Source organism: Mesorhizobium sp. 128a (assembly GCF_053848025.1).
Genome location: NZ_JBSPKY010000007.1, coordinates 180,604 through 198,031, shown reverse-complemented (window position 1 = coordinate 198,031; position 17,428 = coordinate 180,604). Strand labels below are relative to the sequence as shown.

14 protein-coding genes are annotated in these 17,428 nt (G+C 62.9%); 7 read left to right on the top strand and 7 right to left on the bottom strand.

Going from position 1 to position 17,428, the window contains the following annotated elements; genetic code table 11:
- Nucleotides 1–131: 131 nt before the first annotated feature.
- Nucleotides 132–734 (bottom strand): superoxide dismutase, encoded by a 603-nt coding sequence (locus tag ACWTU9_RS14450; protein WP_112395582.1) that lies wholly within the window; start codon nucleotides 732–734, stop codon nucleotides 132–134.
- Between the two features lie 186 nt (nucleotides 735–920).
- Nucleotides 921–1,799, bottom strand: coding sequence for a branched-chain amino acid aminotransferase (locus tag ACWTU9_RS14445; RefSeq protein ID WP_455858854.1), 879 nt, complete (start codon nucleotides 1,797–1,799; stop codon nucleotides 921–923).
- 168 nt (nucleotides 1,800–1,967) lie between these two features.
- Here ACWTU9_RS14445 and ACWTU9_RS14440 point away from each other — a divergent pair, with 168 nt between their 5' ends.
- Nucleotides 1,968–2,630 (top strand): haloacid dehalogenase type II, encoded by a 663-nt coding sequence (locus ACWTU9_RS14440; RefSeq protein WP_455858853.1) that lies wholly within the window; start codon nucleotides 1,968–1,970, stop codon nucleotides 2,628–2,630.
- A gap of 177 nt (nucleotides 2,631–2,807) precedes the next feature.
- Nucleotides 2,808–3,617, top strand: a complete 810-nt coding sequence (locus ACWTU9_RS14435) for a L,D-transpeptidase (RefSeq protein WP_455858852.1) — start codon at nucleotides 2,808–2,810, stop codon at nucleotides 3,615–3,617.
- 215 nt (nucleotides 3,618–3,832) lie between these two features.
- Here ACWTU9_RS14435 and ACWTU9_RS14430 read toward each other — a convergent pair whose 3' ends face one another.
- The 3 genes from ACWTU9_RS14430 to ACWTU9_RS14420 form a co-directional block, all read right to left on the bottom strand.
- The gene (locus ACWTU9_RS14430; protein WP_455858851.1) at nucleotides 3,833–4,486 is read right to left on the bottom strand and encodes a TetR family transcriptional regulator; all 654 of its coding nucleotides are present in this window, start codon (nucleotides 4,484–4,486) and stop codon (nucleotides 3,833–3,835) included.
- Nucleotides 4,487–4,571: 85 nt separating this feature from the next.
- Entirely contained in the window at nucleotides 4,572–7,682 is a 3,111-nt protein-coding gene (locus ACWTU9_RS14425; RefSeq protein ID WP_455858850.1) for an efflux RND transporter permease subunit, read from the bottom strand.
- Nucleotides 7,682–8,788 (bottom strand): efflux RND transporter periplasmic adaptor subunit, encoded by a 1,107-nt coding sequence (locus tag ACWTU9_RS14420; RefSeq protein WP_455858849.1) that lies wholly within the window; start codon nucleotides 8,786–8,788, stop codon nucleotides 7,682–7,684. Before ACWTU9_RS14420 ends, ACWTU9_RS14425 begins: the two co-directional genes overlap by 1 nt.
- Before the next feature lie 86 nt (nucleotides 8,789–8,874).
- Here ACWTU9_RS14420 and ACWTU9_RS14415 point away from each other — a divergent pair, with 86 nt between their 5' ends.
- Nucleotides 8,875–9,453 carry a TetR/AcrR family transcriptional regulator gene (locus ACWTU9_RS14415; protein ID WP_455858848.1) on the top strand — a complete coding sequence of 193 codons (579 nt, stop codon included), beginning with the start codon at nucleotides 8,875–8,877 and terminating at the stop codon, nucleotides 9,451–9,453.
- Nucleotides 9,454–9,499: 46 nt separating this feature from the next.
- Complete coding sequence (gene fabF / locus ACWTU9_RS14410; RefSeq protein ID WP_455858847.1) at nucleotides 9,500–10,807, top strand: beta-ketoacyl-ACP synthase II; 1,308 nt, start codon at nucleotides 9,500–9,502, stop codon at nucleotides 10,805–10,807.
- 373 nt (nucleotides 10,808–11,180) lie between these two features.
- On the opposite strand, the gene ACWTU9_RS14405 is transcribed toward fabF, so the two are convergent.
- The gene (locus ACWTU9_RS14405; protein WP_455858846.1) at nucleotides 11,181–12,731 is read right to left on the bottom strand and encodes a helicase HerA-like C-terminal domain-containing protein; all 1,551 of its coding nucleotides are present in this window, start codon (nucleotides 12,729–12,731) and stop codon (nucleotides 11,181–11,183) included.
- 333 nt (nucleotides 12,732–13,064) lie between these two features.
- Here ACWTU9_RS14405 and ACWTU9_RS14400 point away from each other — a divergent pair, with 333 nt between their 5' ends.
- From ACWTU9_RS14400 to ACWTU9_RS14390, 3 genes are all read left to right on the top strand, one after another.
- On the top strand, nucleotides 13,065–14,507 hold the full coding sequence (locus ACWTU9_RS14400; RefSeq protein ID WP_455858845.1) for a methylmalonyl-CoA mutase subunit beta: 1,443 nt from the start codon (nucleotides 13,065–13,067) through the stop codon (nucleotides 14,505–14,507).
- Nucleotides 14,504–16,624, top strand: a complete 2,121-nt coding sequence (scpA, locus tag ACWTU9_RS14395; protein ID WP_455858844.1) for a methylmalonyl-CoA mutase — start codon at nucleotides 14,504–14,506, stop codon at nucleotides 16,622–16,624. The genes ACWTU9_RS14400 and scpA overlap by 4 nt, the downstream gene beginning before the upstream one ends.
- A gap of 61 nt (nucleotides 16,625–16,685) precedes the next feature.
- A complete protein-coding gene (locus ACWTU9_RS14390; protein ID WP_455858843.1) occupies nucleotides 16,686–16,913 on the top strand; it encodes an AbrB/MazE/SpoVT family DNA-binding domain-containing protein in 228 nt (75 codons plus the stop codon).
- 19 nt (nucleotides 16,914–16,932) lie between these two features.
- On the opposite strand, the gene greA is transcribed toward ACWTU9_RS14390, so the two are convergent.
- Nucleotides 16,933–17,406, bottom strand: a complete 474-nt coding sequence (gene greA / locus ACWTU9_RS14385; RefSeq protein WP_455858842.1) for a transcription elongation factor GreA — start codon at nucleotides 17,404–17,406, stop codon at nucleotides 16,933–16,935.
- Between the last annotated feature and the right edge of the window lie 22 nt (nucleotides 17,407–17,428).

Sequence of the window (17,428 nt, the reverse complement as noted above, 5' to 3'; positions counted from 1 at the left end):
CGACCTGACGTTAACGGATGGCGAGACGGGATTATTCCCTCTCGCCGCCACGGATTCTGCCGATTTGCTGTGTGCTTCCCGTTTCGAGCTGAAAAAGAAAAGCCCCGGGTACCGGGGCTTCTCAGGATCAGTCAGGCTTTCGCTTTTTCGTAGAGTTCGAGGACATGGTCCCAGTTGATCAGGCTGTCGACGAAGGCCTCGAGATATTTCGGCCGGGCGTTGCGGTAGTCGATGTAATAGGAATGTTCCCAGACATCGACGCCCAGGATCGGCGAGGCGCCATGGACCAGCGGATTCTCGCCATTCGGCGTCTTGGAGATTGCCAGCTTGCCGTCCTTGACGGAGACCCAGGCCCAGCCCGAACCGAACTGCGTGGTGCCGGCGGCGATGAAGTCGGCCTTGAACTTGTCATAGCCGCCGAGGTCGGCGTCGACCGCCTTCTGCAGGGCGCCGGGAAGCTTGTTGCCGCCGCCGCCCTTCTTCATCCACTTCCAGAAATGGATGTGGTTGTAGTGCTGGGCGGCGTTGTTGAAGAGGCCGGCATTCTTGCCGAACGACTGCTTGACCACCTCTTCGACCGACAGGTCGCCAAGGCCGGCTTCCGCGGCGAGCTTGTTGCCGTTGTCGACATAGGCCTTGTGGTGCTTGTCGTGGTGATACTCCAGCGTCTCCTTCGACATGTAGGGCTGCAAGGCCTCGTAATCATAGGGCAAAGCGGGCAATTCAAAAGCCATCGGTCATACTCCTCATGGAAAAACCCGGGGTGAATACCGGATTAAGATAGGGCTGGATTGATCTGGAACAACTCCGGAATGAAGTGCCGGCTCCTTTTCTAAGCGGGTTCCGGAAAAGTGTCACACGGTTTTGCCGACAGGATGCCGCGTCAAAAAAGAACGCCTGGCAGGCGAAGCGCCGACGGCTCAGCCGACAGGCTTCGAATGCGCCCATTCCCAATAGAGTTCGCGCGCCTTCTTGGCTACAGGACCGGGCTGCAGATCGCGGTCCTCGATGCGGGTGATCGGCACAACCTTGGAGTGGTTCCCGGTCGAAAAGATCTCGTCGGCTTCGAGGAAGTCGCGTACCGACAGCATCTTTTCGGTGGTCTTGAAACCGTAATCGCCAAGCAGCGTCATGGTGCGCGAGCGGGTGATGCCGGACAGGAAGGTGCCGTTCGGCGCCGGCGTCAGCACATGGCTGTCCTTGACCAGGAAAATGTTGGAGGTTCCGGTCTCGGCGACATTGCCCAGCATGTCCAGCACCAGCGCATTATCGAAGCCGCGCATCTTGGCTTCGAGAATGGCGCGGCCATTGTTGGGGTAGAGGCAGCCGGCCTTGGCATTGGTCGGCATGGTCTCGATCGTCGGCCGCCGGAACGGCGACACGGTGATCGAAAAGCCGGTCGGTGAGATCATCGGCGATTCGTAGAGGCAGAGGCAGAAGCGGGTCGAGGCCGGATCGGCCGGCACGCCCATATAGCCGCCATGCTCGGCCCAGTACATCGGCCGGATGTAGACCGCGGTCTTGCCGTCAAACTTCTTCAGTCCGTCCCAGGTCATTCCGACGATCTCGTCGGCGCTCATCGACGGTTTCAGGCCGAGCGCGATCGCGGACGCGTTCACCCTGGCGGCATGCAGCTCGAGGTCGGGGGCGACGCCTTCGAACCAGCGGGCGCCGTCGAAGACGCTGGTGGCAAGCCACATGGCGTGGCTGCGCGGCCCCAAGATCGCGACGTTGCCTTCGTACCAGTCGCCGTCGAGGAAGGTCCATGTCGTCGAGAGCGCCGCAGTCGCCAGTGTCATTGTTCGGTTCCGCTTCAAAGCTGCCTGTTGCCGACATTGGAAGATGCTTTGGCCGGCGCCGTCAACCGGCATCCGGCGGATTTTGTTGAGGCCAGCGAGCCGCAAGAAAGCGACCAGGACTGCAATCGATGCTTGCACCTTGCCCCGCCTGCCCTCAAAACTGTTGCCATGCATTACGCGGCTTACGTTTTCGACGCCTACGGCACGTTGTTCGACGTGCATGCCGCCGTGCGCCGTCACGACGGCGAGATCGGGCCGGACGGTCAGCTTCTGTCGGAAATCTGGCGCGCCAAGCAGCTGGAATATTCCTGGGTGCGCACGCTGATGGGCGGTTATGCCGATTTCTGGCAGCTCACCGAACAGGCGCTCGATTTCGCCCTGCGCAAGGTTCCCTCAGCAGACAAGGGACTGAAGGCAAAGCTGCTCGAAGCCTATTGGCGGCTCGACTGCTATCCGGAAGTTCCCGCCGTGCTCAAGGCGCTCAAAGCGTCCGGCGCCAAGCTGGCAATCCTGTCCAACGGCTCGCCCGAGATGCTGGAAGCTGCGGTCAGGTCGGCGGCGCTCGATCAGGTACTGGACGACATCTTTTCCGTCGATACCGTCAAGCGCTTCAAGACCGACCAGTTGACCTACGACATGGTGGCGACAGGCTGGCGCCTCTATCCAGGTGCGGTCTCCTTTCAGTCGTCCAACCGCTGGGATATTGCCGGGGCGACCAAATTCGGTTTTCGCACCGTGTGGATCAACCGCGCCAACCAGCCTGAGGAATACAGGGACTTTCCGCCGGCGCTTATCCTGCCGTCGCTGGAAGGGTTGTTGACAGGCGGCTAAGGGCTCTGTTGCCTTGGAGCAACAGTGGCAGGACGGTCACAGCTTCGCCTTTGTTTGTCCACCCTCAGGCCAGAATCGGAACCGCCTATCGCGCCAGGCATTGGGGGGTAGGCCGACACTGCGCCGCCTGAAGGCATTCACGCCTTCTTGCGATCTGAGACTTTAAAAAAGGCAACCATGTTGAAGACCGAAATCGACCCCTATCGCCTGAGCCGTCGCGGCTTCCTGAACGCCGCAGCCCTTGGCGCCGCCTCGATTGCGGTCTCCGCCTGCACCACCACCGGCTCGGCGCCGCCGCCGGCCGAACCGCCGCCGCCGACCTATGAAGAGCCACCGCTCGGCGACTACGCGACGATGTACGGCCCAATGTCGGACAGCGGCTTCGAACTGCCGGCCATCCCGATCAAGAAGATGGACCCGCAGTTCCTGCGCCAGATCGTTCCCGACCCGACCGGCCAGCGGCCGGGCACCATCATCGTCGATACGACCAACCATTTCCTCTATCTGGTGCGCGAGGGTGGCCAGGCGATCCGTTACGGTGTCGGCCTCGGCCGCGCCGGCTTCGAATGGTCTGGAGACGCCGTCGTCCAGTGGAAGCAGAAGTGGCCGAAATGGACGCCGCCGGATGAGATGGTCGCCCGCCAGCCTGAACTGGAACAGTACAGCGCCAAGAATGGCGGCATGCCCGGCGGGCTGAAGAACCCGCTTGGCGCGCGTGCGCTCTATCTCTTCCATGACAATGTCGACACGCTCTATCGCCTGCACGGTTCGCCGGAGTGGAACTCGATCGGCAAATCCGTCTCATCGGGCTGCGTGCGTCTGATGAACCAGGACATCATCGATCTCTACGACCGCGTACCGTCGAAGAGCCCGGTGGTCGTAACGTCCGACATCGGCCAGCCGATGGTGGCGAGCGCAAACCGCCAAGCCATCCCGATCGACGGCGGCGTGCCCGACGGTTCGGTCCTGCTTGGCCCGGTAAACTGAGCGGCGAACGGGATTTTCCGATCCGAAAGAGGTGCGGGGCGGCGACCTTCGCCGCCTTGGGCCTCGTTGAGTTTCGATCAGCTCAACTGGTAACCTTTTTGGGCGCTTTCGTGTTTAGGTTGGTCGCAGGCCCAGCACTAAACGTTTGATTGATTCGCCTGTATCCAAAATCCAGAAACGCCCGAAGCTTCGGCAGCACCTGGCCGCGCGTCACTCTATATTCGACGGTTGCATCGGCTCTGGTGGTGCACCGCTGGGTCCAACTTGCCCAGAGCTTTCAGGATAAAGTGAACCTGCTCGCGCATGCCCGCTTCGATGTCTTCGCCGTGTTGAAGGCAGTGCTCGAGCAGTACCGGATGGAAGAACGGCGTGAACGCGGTCTTGACCGCGCGCGCCGCCTCCGCCGGATCTTCGAACCTGAATTCTCCCGTTTCAATGCCTTCGCGGATGATCGCCTCAAATATCCCTACCATCTGTTCGATATGCGCCTTGATGATCGCCCGGTTTTCCCGCATGGCGGCGACGATCATGTCGTGCATACGCTTTTCCTTGACCAGGGTCGTCTTGGTGTGATGGTGAATCGCGGTCAAAAGCAGGGTGAGTTTCTCCGAGGCTGGCGCGCCCGTTCGCGCGATCACAAAGGCGAACTCTGCCACCTCATCCATCACACGCCCGCAGATGGCCTCGATGATTGCACCCTTGGAGGGGAAGAAACGGTAGACGTTTGCCGTGCTCATGCCGAGCTTGGCGGCAATGTCGGCCACTGACGTTTTATGAAAACCGATGCGGCGAAACTGCTCATCCGCCACCCCCAAGATGCGCGCACGCATCTCCGCGGGATCAGTTCGCATTCGGATTGGACGATCCATGGATGTCTCCAGAGCGGTCGTTCTTGCCGTTGGCTCTGCGGGTCAACGCAAAGCCAACGGAGCCGTCTCCTGCGATAATCGGCCCCTACTCAGCTGCCATTGCAGCTGGCACGTCCGGTTCCTCCATCGAAACCTCATGGATCTCATCCGCGGTCGGCTTGATCCGGAACCAAGCGACATAGAGCGCGGGCAGGAACAGCAGGATCAGCACCGTGCCCGCCGCCGTGCCGCCGATCAGTGTATAGGCCATCGATCCCCAGAAGACGGAGTGGGTAAGAGGGATGAAAGCAAGCACAGCGGCAAGTGCGGTCAGGATCACCGGCCTTGTGCGGTGCACCGTGGCCTCGATCACGGCGTGATAGTTGTCAAGGCCGGCGGCACGATTCTCCTTGATCTGTTCGGTCAGGATCAGCGTGTTGCGCATTAAGATGCCCGCCAGTCCGATCAGACCCAGAATGGCGTTGAATCCGAAGGGCTGGTTGAAGACCAGCAACATCGGTACGACGCCAACGAGGCCGAGCGGTGCCGTCAGCATGACCATCGCCATCGTCGAGAAGGATCGCACCTGAAGTATGATGACGATCAGCATGGCGGCGATCATGACTGGGAAGACCTTACCCAGCGCGGTGTTGGCCTTGGCCGCCTCCTCGATAGATCCGCCCAATTCGATGCGATAGCCGGCCGGAAGGGATGCTATCAGCGGCTGAAGGGCCGTCATGATCTGCTTGGAAACCTCCGGCGGCTGGGTCGCCTCATTGATATCCGAACGGATCGTGATGACCGGTGTGCGATCACGCCGCTTCAGGATCGGCTCCTCCAGACGGATTTCCGAGTGGCCGATCTGGTCTAGCGGGACCTGGCGGCCGTCCCGGCTCATCAGGGAGAAATCCGCCAGACGCGATGGATCCAGTCGCTCTGCGCCGGCGCTGCGTGCCACGATCGGGACATTGCGGATGTCCTCGCGGACCTGCGTGACCGGGATGCCGGTGAGGAGGAACTGGAGCTGCTGGGCCACCTCCGACGGCGACAGGCCGATGAGGTTCAGTCGATCCTGATCCGGGATGAAGCGCAGTACTGGCGTGCGATTGGCCCAGTCGCGATTGGCCTGACGCACGTCCGGGACGCTCCGCATGACCTCGAGGGCTTTTTCAGAGATGGCGTACAATTGCGCGGGATCGGGCCCCATGACCCGGAACTCAACCGGGAACGGGGTGTAAGGTCCGAACACGAGTTGCGTGACGCGGATGCTCGCTTCGGGGGCAAGCCCTGTCGCAACCGCTTCACGCAGCCGGTGCTTCAAGGCCTCGCGCGCCTCCGCGTCCGGTGTCAGCACGACGATTTTGGCGAAGGCTGGATCCGGCAGTTCCGGCGCCATCGCGAAGAAAAAGCGGGGAGCGCCCTGGCCCACGTAGCTGGTCACGATCTTGGCCTCGGGTTGGTCGCCAAGCCAGCGTTCCAGCTTCTCGACCGTAGCGGTCGTCGTCTCGATGCTGGTGCCTTCCGGCAGCCGAACCTCGACCAGCACTTCAGGGCGATCGGATGTCGGGAAGAACTGCTGCTTGAGGCTGCCCATGCCGACAACCGAAAGTGCGAAGACGATGCCGACGGCAGCGCAGGTCACGATCTTGTGGCGCACGGCAAAGGTGATGAGCCGGCGAAGGCGCCGATAGTTCGGTGTGTCGTATATGGCGTGGACGCCGCCTTCGACCGGTTTGATCGCGGGCAGCATCTTGACGCCCATATAAGGGGTGAAGACCACAGCGACGATCCAGGAGACGATGAGGGCGAACCCCACGACCCAGAAGATGTTGCCGGCGTATTCCCCGGCCGTCGAGCGCGCGAAGCCCACCGGGAGGAACCCGGCGATCGTCACGAGCGTGCCTGAGAGCATCGGCGCCGCGGTGTGGCTCCACGCATAGGCCGCCGCCTTGATGCGGTCCATACCCTCTTCCATCTTCACCACCATCACCTCGATGGCGATGATGGCGTCGTCGACGAGAAGTCCAAGTGCCAGAATAAGGGCGCCGAGCGTGATGCGGTCGAAGAACCGGCCAGTTTCCAGCATGATGAGGAACACGACGGCGAGCGTCAGAGGAACGGCGGCCGCCACGACGATGCCGACGCGCCAACCCATGCTGATCAGGGCGATCAGCAGCACCACGCCGAGCGCCATCGCGAATTTGAGCATGAACTCGTTGACCGACGAGCCGATGTTCACCGCCTGGTCGCTGACCTTGGCCAGCGTCATCCCGAGAGGCAGCGTTTGTGCAATCGCCGCCGATCTCTCCTCCAGCGCCTTGCCGAGTTCAAGACCATTCCAGCCCTCCTGCATCACCGCCGCGAGCATGATGGTCGGCTCGCCCTGGTGACGGATGACGTAGGTGGCAGGATCCTCATAGCCGCGCCGGACCTCGGCGATGTCGGAGAGCTTCAGGGTCCGTCCCGCGGCGACGATCGGCGTGTCGGCGATCGTTTGGATACTGTCATAGGCGCCGTTGACCCGGATGAAGACCTGCGGCCCCTCTGTGTCGATCGAGCCCGCCGGTGTGACGGTGTTCTGCCGCTGCAAGGCGGCAATGATGTCCTGTGCCGACACGCCGAGGGTTGCGAGCTTGGCATAGGAAAACTCGACAAATATCTGCTCGGGACGTTCGCCGAGGATGTTGATCTTCTTGACGCCAGGCACATGCAGAAGGTCCTGGCGAATGGTCTCGGCTTGCCGTGCGAGCTCCCGCATCGGCATGCCTTTAGCCTTGATGGCATAAAGGGCGAAGCTGACATCGGAGTATTCGTCGTTGACGAAGGGACCGAACACGCCGGGGGGCAGGTTGCGGGCTTCATCGCCGAGCTTCTTACGGGCCTGGTAGAACTCCTCCTGCACGCTGGATGGCGGTGTGCTGTCCTTCAGCGTGACCGTCAGATACGCATAGCCCGGCCGTGTTGTCGTCTCCACACGATCGTACCAGGTCAGCTCCTGAAGCCGCTTCTCCAACGGTTCGGCGACGAGGTCCTGCATCTCACGCGCCGTCGCGCCCGGCCATACTGTCGTAACCGTCAGGGTCTTGATGGTGAAGTTGGGATCCTCCGCCCGTCCAAGCTTGAGGAAGGCGTAGGCGCCGGCGGCAACCAGCAGAATGATGAAGAAAAGGGTGACGGCTCGCTCGCGAACGGCGATCGCGGAGAAATTGAGGCTCATCAGTTGCTCCTGCTTTCAGAGGCAGTCCTGACACGAGCGCCCTCCTGCAGGAGATGAGCGCCGAGCGAAACAATCGAATCACCCGAGCTAAGCCCGGAGATCACGGCGGTTTCGCTGGTCAAACGAACAAGCTTGACGGGCTGAAAGTGTACGGTCGAGGTTGCGCCATCCAAGATCCAAACGCCGGTTTTCTGGCCATCATCCAGCACGGCCCCCAGCGGCACCTGCACTTCCGGTTGGCTCGCCGGGCTTGCAAGCCGGATGGTTACCGTCGCGCCAAGCGGGGCTGCCGCGGCCTCACCATCGAGCACATAACGGCCCTCATAGGTACGAGTCTGGGGATCGGCGGCGTCCGACAACTGCCGGAGATGCGCCGTAAAATGCCGCCCATCGGCCCCATACATGCTCGCCTCGGCTACCGAGCCGATCGCCGGTCGGATCGTCTCGGGAAGCGCGACCACCGCTTCGCGGGGGCCGGCGTTCGCGATCCGAACCACTGTCTGTCCCGCGGCGACAACCTGTCCCGGCTCGCCAAGCGTTTCGACAACCGTTCCATCGGCGTTCGCGTCCAGGACGGAATAGGCCGCCTCGTTTTCCGCGACCTTCGCATCCGCTTCCGCAGCTGCAAGCTGTGCCGTGGCGGTATCAAGTGCTGCCTTCGCCTGCTCGTAGCGCTGCGGGGTTGCAGCCAATTCCTTCTTGACCAGAACGGCATAGCGCTTTTCGTCCGCACTGGTCTGAACCAGGACAGCGCGTGCCGCGGCGACAGCGTTGCGCTTGGCGGTGAGCGCAAGGGCCAGATCGGTGTCGTCGATCCGTAGCAGTGGTTGGCCCGCCTTGACCTGTTCACCGACATTTACAAGGCGCTCGATGATCTTGCCGGGGACGCGAAAGCCAAGATTGCTCTGCACCCGCGCGGCAATTGTACCTGTGAAGCCGCGGTCGGATCCGGGCACCGGTACCGCAGTCACCAGCCTGACCATCGGAGGTTCCTGCCTTGGATCAGCCGCGGCAGCGGCCGTCTGCGTGCGAAGCGTAATGAATGCGGCCACCCCGAGCCCCACGACCAGGATGCTCCCCAACCCAATAATCAGTCTCTTTTTCACGCCCGTTGCCTCCTGTTGAAATAGATTGCATTCGCACTCTATATCTGCTATTGATTACGAACGCAATCTAAAAAAGGAGACCGACCATGCGCGTTAGTCGCAGTCAGGCTGAGCAGAACCGCCAAACCGTGATCGATGTGGCAAGCCGCCTATTTCGAGAGCACGGCTTTGACGGTATCGGGCTGAAGGATCTGATGAAGGGTGCCGGGCTGACCCAAGGCGCCTTTTACAAGCAGTTCGACTCCAAGGAGGATCTGGCAGCGCAGGCATCGAGGCGAGCGATGGAACACGCGACTCGCAGATGGTCGGCTGCCGTCGCGGCGAAACCGGAGGATCCGCTTGGCGCGGTGATCGACCTCTATCTTAGTAAGGGGCATCGCGAAGAGAGGATGGATGGCTGCCCGGTCGCGGCGCTCGGTTCGGATGCCGCCAGACAGGGCAACGAGGTGAAAGCGTCATTCGAAGCGGGAATCGGGGAATACCTCGGGATGCTAGGCCCCTGGATTGGCGAGGCGGACGGCGAAGCGCCCAGCGGCAAGGCCATGGCCATTCTCTCGACGATGGTCGGTGCGGTGCTCCTCTCGCGGGCGGTCAACGACCCCGACCTCGCGCAGGCTTTTCTGGATGCCGCGATCGATCAGGTTCGCGAAGCCGTCGCGGCTTAAAAGCCGCACGCAGCGCTTGCGACGCACCCAGGCGATAGGAGAATAGATGCGACGGATCGTTGTTACGGGCATGGGAGCGGTCACGCCCCTTGCCGCAGATGTGGAAGCCTCCTGGTCGCGTCTGCTGGCCGGACGCTCTGGCATCCGCAGGCTGCCGGACGATGTCGTGGGAGACCTGCCGGCGAAGATCGGCGGCACGGTTCCTTCCCTGGAACAGGATCCCGAAGCGGGCTTCGATCCGAATACCGTCCTGGCTCCGAAGGACCAGCGCAAGGTCGATCGCTTCATTCTCTTCGCACTGGCGGCGGCGGAAGAGGCGATTGCCCAGGCGAACTGGAAGCCTGTCTCGGAAGATGACAGGGTCCGCACCGCGACAATCATCGCCTCGGGGATTGGGGGGTTCCCGGCCATAACCGAAGCGGTGCGAACGGTCGATCAGCGCGGTGTTCGACGTCTTTCACCGTTCACGGTGCCATCCTTCCTGGTAAACCTCGCAGCAGGACAGATTTCGATCCGTCACGGCTTCAAAGGCCCGCTCGGCGCGCCGGTGACGGCGTGCGCGGCCGGCATTCAGGCGATCGGCGACGCGGCTCGTCTCATCCGCGCCGATGAAGCCGACATCGCGGTGTGCGGCGGGACGGAAGCCTGCATAAACACGGTCAGTCTCGGTGGGTTTGCCGCGGCACGCTCTCTTTCGACCTCTTTCAATCACCGTCCCGAGGAGGCCTCCCGCCCGTTCGACATGTCGCGTGACGGTTTCGTCATGGGCGAAGGTGCCGGCATCCTGGTCATCGAGGAATTGAGCCACGCGCTTGCGCGCGGCGCCGAACCGCTCGCCGAGCTCGTCGGCTACGGCACGACGGCGGATGCTCACCACGTCACGTCCGGTCCCGAGGACGGCGACGGTGCGCGTCGAGCCATGGAGATCGCGATTGCCCAGGCCGGTATTTCGGCGCGTGAGGTGCGCCACCTCAACGCGCACGCGACCTCAACGCCGGTCGGCGACCTGGGAGAAATCGCGGCGATCAGAAGCCTCTTCGGGACGGATTTCGGCATAGCCGTCAGCGGAACAAAGTCGGCGACCGGACACTTGCTTGGAGCCGCCGGTGGGCTTGGAGCCATCTTCACTATCCTGGCGCTCAGGGATCAGGTCGCACCGCCGACGCTCAATCTGGGCGCCCCCGACCCAGCCGCCGAAGGGATCGACTTCGTCGCAAACCGCGCCCGGCCAATGGAGATGGACTACGCGATCTCCAATGGCTTCGGCTTTGGCGGCGTCAACGCCAGCGTGTTGTTCCGACGCTGGACCGACAATGCTGGCCGGCAGGATTTGGGCTATCCCGCCCGCGACTGAGGACGAGCGCTCGCGCCAGCCGCCCGCGCCGCCGCGGCAGCTTCTGCCTCCGCAAGCCGGTTGAGATCCCGGACGATGAACGTCGCCCTTGTCTCAGCGGCCAGTTCCGAGGCAATCCCTGGTCCGTCCTCTGCATCGGCGGTCGAGCATCGGTACGCGCGCGCCGGCTCGCGTCGGCGTCACCGCCTAGGTCCGGCCGAGGCGGGCCAAGGCTGCCGGTCAGAAGCACGACTCGATCGACGAGGACGTTCATTGCCACCTCTTACAGAACGCCGTGGGCTTCATCGATCGAGGTGTCCGCGACGCGGCATGGTGGCAGGCAGCACGCTTGACGTCCACTGCCTCAAATCAGCCTGGCCGGCTAATGCTGTTTTTACCGCCCCCTGGACAGGCTCCCCAGAATCCCCCGCACGATCGCGCGCCCGACAGACGAGCCGACCGACCGCACCACCGCCTTGATCGCGGCTTCGGCGACGGTCTGGCGGTTCGAGGGTCTCGGCGCCGGTGCACGGCGACCGCCTGATTGCGGCGGCGGCGAATCGTCATTGCCGAAGCCCGGAATGGTCCAGCGCGAGCGGCCGCTGTCGGCCTGCTGCGCCTGTTCTTCCGCGTCCTGAGAATCCCTGGCCTTCTTCTGCAGCATCTCGAAGGCCGATTCGCGGTCGATGGTCTGGTCGTACTGTCCGGCGACCGGGCTCTGGTCGATCAGCTTGCGGCGCTCGTCCGCCGTGATCGGGCCAAGCCTGGACGACGGCGGCCGGATCAGCGTCCGCTGCACCATGGACGGCACGCCCTTGGCCTCCAGCGTCGAGACCAGCGCTTCTCCAGTGGCGAGCTGGGTGATCGCGGTGGCGCAATCGAAATCCGGGTTGGGCCGGAAGGTGTCCGCGGCCGTCCTCACCGCCTGCTGTTCGCGCGGCGTGTAGGCGCGCAGCGCGTGCTGCACGCGATTTCCGAGCTGGGCGAGAACCTTCTCAGGGATATCCAAAGGGTTCTGCGTGACGAAATAGACGCCGACGCCCTTGGAGCGGATCAAGCGAACCACCTGCTCGACGCGGTCGATCAGCACCTTCGGCGCTTCGTCGAAAAGCAGATGCGCCTCGTCGAAGAAGAACACCAGCTTCGGCCTGTCCGGGTCGCCGACCTCGGGCAATTCCTCGAACAGCTCCGACATCAGCCAGAGCAGGAAGGTGGCGTAGAGTCTGGGGTTCATCATCAGTCTGTCGGCAGCGAGCACGCTGATGGCGCCGCGGCCATCGCGGGTGGTGCGCATGATGTCGGCGATACGCAAAGCCGGCTCGCCGAAGAAATGCGCCGCACCCTGCTGTTCCAGCACCAGCAGCGTGCGCTGGATGGCGCCGACGGACGGCTTGGTGACATTGCCATAACGGGAGCTGATCTCGTCGGCGCGCTCGGCGATGTTGGCCAGCAGTGCCTGCAGATCCTTCATGTCGAGCAGCAGCAGGCCGTCCTCGTCGGCGATGCGGAAGGCGATGTTCATGATGCCTTCCTGCGCTTCGGAGAGGTTCATCAGCCGCGACAGAAGCAGTGGCCCCATTTCCGAAACGGTGGCTCGAATCGGGTGGCCTTGCTCGCCGAACAGATCCCAGAAGATGACCGGGAATTCCTGGAAGTCATAAGGGTCGAGCTTTACCTGTTCGGCCCGCTTGACCAGGAAATCCTGCGCCTTGCCAATCATGGCGATACCGGACAGGTCGCCCTTGATATCGGCGCAGAACACCGGCACGCCGGCATTAGAGAAGCCCTCGGCCAGGATCTGCAGGCTGACCGTCTTGCCGGTACCGGTGGCGCCGGTGATCAGGCCATGGCGGTTGCCATATTGCAGCAGCAGCTGTTCGGCGCGCTGGTAGCTGTCGTCGGGCCTGCGGCTGGCGCCGAGGAAAATACTGGTGTCGTCGGCCATAGGTTAGGAGTCTCCGAAAACTGATGTGTTAAAGCCAATGACCTTTGCCGCCGGTATAGTGAGGCCGTTGCACAGCGACAATGCTATTCATCCAGATTGGCCATTCATCCAGATTGGGCCAATTGTCCAAATTGGACCAATCCTCCAAATCGGTTTTTGGAGCTTGCGGATTTTGCCGGTGTTTGGCAATCGTTCATGGCTCGTCCACGCAGGTACACATATGTCAGCCGACCGAATTGGGTCCGTGCAGGCGCATTGCATTGCGATATCGGGCGGGGAACCGTAGACTGGAGTGCTGAGGCTGGTGCGGCCGCATAAGAACGAGGAACATGGATGGGCGCCGGAGCCTTGACCAGGAGTGTCGAACCCGCTGATGCAGAGCGCCAGCGTTGGCTGGCCTTGGCCGAAAAGGCGCTTGCCGGCGCCTTCTTCGAGGACAAACTGGTCTCGCATACCGACGACGCCCTTCGCATAGAGCCGCTCTACGACCGCGCTGCTGGCGCCGAACCGCTTGTTCGCGCCAATCCCAGATCGCCCTGGATCGTAAGCCAGCGCATCGATGATCCCGATATCGGCCGTGCCAAGGCGCAGGCTCTCGACGATGTTGCGCAAGGCGCGACGGGATTGTCGCTGGTCTTCGAAGGCGCCCCGAATGCGTTCGGCTATGGCCTGCCGAGGACCGCGCAGGCGCTGGAGACGGTGCTGGACGGCATACCGCTCAACCGCACGCAGATCCGCATCGACGCCCATCCCTGGAGCCGCGCCGTGGCCGACTGGCTGGTGGCGTTCCTGAGCAAGCGCCGCTCCGACCCGACGAAGCTCAACCTCTCCTTCGGAATCGACCCGGCGGCGATCTTCGCCGGAACCGGGCGCTTGCGGATGTCGATCGAGGCGTTGCAGGCATCGATGCCGCAATCGCTGGCGCATTTCTTTTCGCTGGGCGTGCCAGGCGTGCTGCTCGAGGCCGACGGGCGCGTCTTCCACAATGCCGGCGCCACCGAGGCGCAGGAACTCGGCACCATGCTTGCCTCCGCGGTCTCCTATCTCAGAATGTTCGAGGACGCGCGCCAGCCGCTTGTCTATGCCGCACCGCATATCGGCTTTGCGCTGAGCGTCGACCAGGACCAGTTCCTGTCGACGGCCAAGCTCAGAGCCTTGCGCAGGCTGTGGGCGCGGATCCAGGAGACGTGCTCGATCCCGGCCTCCACCGCCAACATCCATGCCGAGACGTCGTTCCGCATGATGACGGCAGCCGACCCCGAGACCAATATTCTACGCACTGCGATCGCAGGCTTTGCCGCGGCCGCCGGCGGCGCCGATTCGATCTCCATCCTGCCGCATACGATCGCTCATGGCCTGCCGGCACCGTTTGCCCGCCGTGTCGCCCGCAACGCACAGCTGATCATGGCCAATGAAAGCCATATCGACCACGTCGCCGACCCCGCCTATGGCTCGGGCGCGGTCGAGGCGCTGACGCTGGGCCTTTGCGAAGCGGCGTGGGAAGAATTCCAGAGGATCGAGGCGGAAGGCGGCGTTCTGGTGAGCCTGCAGCAAGGCCATATCCAGAAGCGCGTCAAGGCAGCATCCGAGCGCCGCGCCGAGGCCTACCGGTCGGGTGAACGAGCAATCATCGGCACCACGCTTTACCCGGCGAAAAGCGAGGTCCCGGTCGAGACGCTGGCGGCCGAGCGGCGGCCTCCCTTCACCGAGGGCGTGGCGGTTTGCGAAGCCCTGTTTCCGGTTCGCATCGACCAGTCAATCGGAGCCGCACCGTGATCCCGGATTTCTCAGAGATCGGCTGGTCGGCGCCACGGCGCGCGCCCGTCGAGGTCAAGGGCCAGCGGCTGACGCCGGAAGGCATTGCCGTCAAGCATCTCTACACGCAGGGCGACCTCAAGGGGCTCACCCATCTCGACACCTATCCCGGCATGCCGCCCTTCGTGCGCGGGCCTTACCCCACAATGTATGTCCAGCAGCCCTGGACCATCCGGCAATATGCCGGCTTCTCGACGGCGGAGGAATCCAACGCCTTCTACCGCCGCAATCTCGCCGCCGGCCAGAAGGGCCTGTCGGTCGCCTTCGATCTGCCCACCCATCGCGGCTATGACAGCGACCACCCGCGCGTATCAGGCGATGTCGGCATGGCGGGCGTGGCGATCGATTCCATCCTCGACATGCGGCAATTGTTCGACGGCATCCCGCTCGGCGAAATGACGGTGTCGATGACCATGAACGGCGCCGTGCTGCCGATCATGGCGCTCTACATCGTGGCGGCGGAAGAACAGGGCGTTGCGCAGAAGGATCTCGCCGGCACCATCCAGAACGATATCCTGAAGGAGTTCATGGTCCGCAACACCTACATCTATCCGCCGAAACCTTCGATGCGGATCGTGTCGGACATCTTCTCCTACACCTCCCAGCACATGCCGAAGTTCAACTCGATCTCGATCTCCGGCTATCACATGCAGGAGGCCGGTGCGACGGCGGACCTGGAACTCGCCTACACCATCGCCGACGGCATCGAATATGCCCGTGCGGGCGTCGCCGCCGGTCTCGACATCGACCGGTTTGCACCGCGGCTTTCCTTCTTCTGGGCGATCGGCATGAACTTCTTCATGGAGGTCGCCAAGCTCCGCGCCGCGCGCCTGTTGTGGGCGACGCTGATGCAGAAGAATTTTGCGCCGAAGGACGAACGCTCGCTGTCGCTGCGCACCCATTGCCAGACCTCCGGCTGGTCGCTGACGGCGCAGGACCCTTACAACAACATCACCCGCACAATGATCGAGGCGATGGCGGCGACGCAGGGACATACGCAGTCGCTGCACACCAACTCCTTCGACGAGGCGATGGCGCTGCCGACCGACCATTCCGCCCGCATCGCCCGAAACACGCAGCTGATCCTGCAAAAGGAATCCGGCACCACCCGCATCATCGATCCATGGGGCGGCTCGGCCTATCTGGAGCGGCTGACGCATGATCTTGCGGCGCGCGCGCTTGCCCACATCGAAGAGGTCGAGGCCCTCGGCGGCATGGCGGCGGCGACCGAGCAGGGCATCCCGAAACTGCGCATCGAAGAGGCGGCGGCGCGCACGCAGGCGCGCATCGATTCCGGCGAGCAGATGCTGGTCGGCGTCAATGCGCATCGGCCGGAGAACGACATCGAAGTCGACGTCTTGAAGATCGACAATGCCGAGGTCAGGGCCCGGCAGTTGTCGAAGCTGCAGAAGCTGAAAGGCACGCGCAATGTCGGCGCGGTCGAGAGCGCGCTCGATGCGCTGACCCGCGCCGCGCAGAGTAACGAAAACCTGCTGGAATTCGCCATCCGCGCCGCGCGCGCCAACGCCACCGTTGGCGAGATCTCGCTGGCGCTGGAAAAGGTCTTTGGCCGTCACGTCGCCTCGGTGCAGACGATCTCCGGCGTCTATCGCAACGCACTTGGCGACAATCTGACGGTCGACAGGCTGCTGCAGAAGTTGGAAGCCTTCGAGAAGAAGGCCGGCGGTAAGCCGCGCATCCTGGTCGCCAAGATGGGACAGGACGGCCACGACCGCGGCCAGAAGGTCATCGCCACGGCCTTCGCCGATCTCGGTTTCGACGTCACTGTCGGCGCGATGTTCCAGACGCCGGAAGAGATCGCCAAGCTGGCGGTCGCGCAGGACGTCCATATCATCGGCGCCTCGTCGCTGGCGGCGGGACATCTTACGCTTATCCCCGAACTGCGCGATACGCTGAAGAAGCTCGGCCACGCCGACATACTGATCGTCGCCGGCGGCGTCATCCCGCCGCAGGATTACGACGCGGTGCTGGAAGCCGGGGCAGCGGAAATCTTCCCGCCGGGCACGGTCATCCCGGAAGCGGCGGATCGGCTGCTGGATCGGCTGCTGGCGGGCTGAACCAAACACCGCTTTTCTGCAACTCAAAGTTGTGTCACAGTGTCTAATGCAATCAAAAGGCGTGAAGACTGCTGTCCACAGGCTCCATGACGGATCAGGCGCGTTGATCTTGCCGCGAGAAATTCTCGACGGCCTGAAACTGCAATTGGGCGATCAACTCGAGATCATCGAAACCGGTAGCGGCATTGTTCTGACGCCGGTGGAAAGTACCGATGTGGAACGGCAGATGCGTACTGCCCGCGCCACCATGGATGAATACGAGGCTGAACTGCAAAAGCTGGCTGTGTAGCAGCTCCTGACGGCCGGCATCAGTTGTCCGAAAGCTTGACGATTTCCCATTGCTTGCCGTTGACGCTTGCCACGTCGCCGACCTTCTTGCCGAACAGCGCCACCGCCATTGGCGAGACGTGGGAAATGCTGCCCTTTGACGGATCGGCTTCATCCTCGCCGACGATCTTCCAGTGCACCTTCTTGCCGTCATCGCTTTCCAGCGTGACGCCCATGCCGAAACGCACCTGGTCGCTGCCCGGTTCGGGTACGGAAAGCTCGGCACTTTCGCGGCGCGCGGTCCAGTAGCGCAGGTCGCGCGAGACGACGGCAATACGCTCGCGATCGGCTTTTCGCTCGGCTTTGGCCAGTATGTCGCGCAGATCGGCAAGATTTTCCTCGATCTGCGCCAGCCCGCGCTCCGTGACCAGATTGCGGTGCGGGCTGATCGGCCGCTCGCCAATGCCGGCAATGGCGTTTTCGCTGTCTTCCTCGCGCGTAAAAGCTCGGCTCATCGGATAAGCTTAGGCCCGCTTC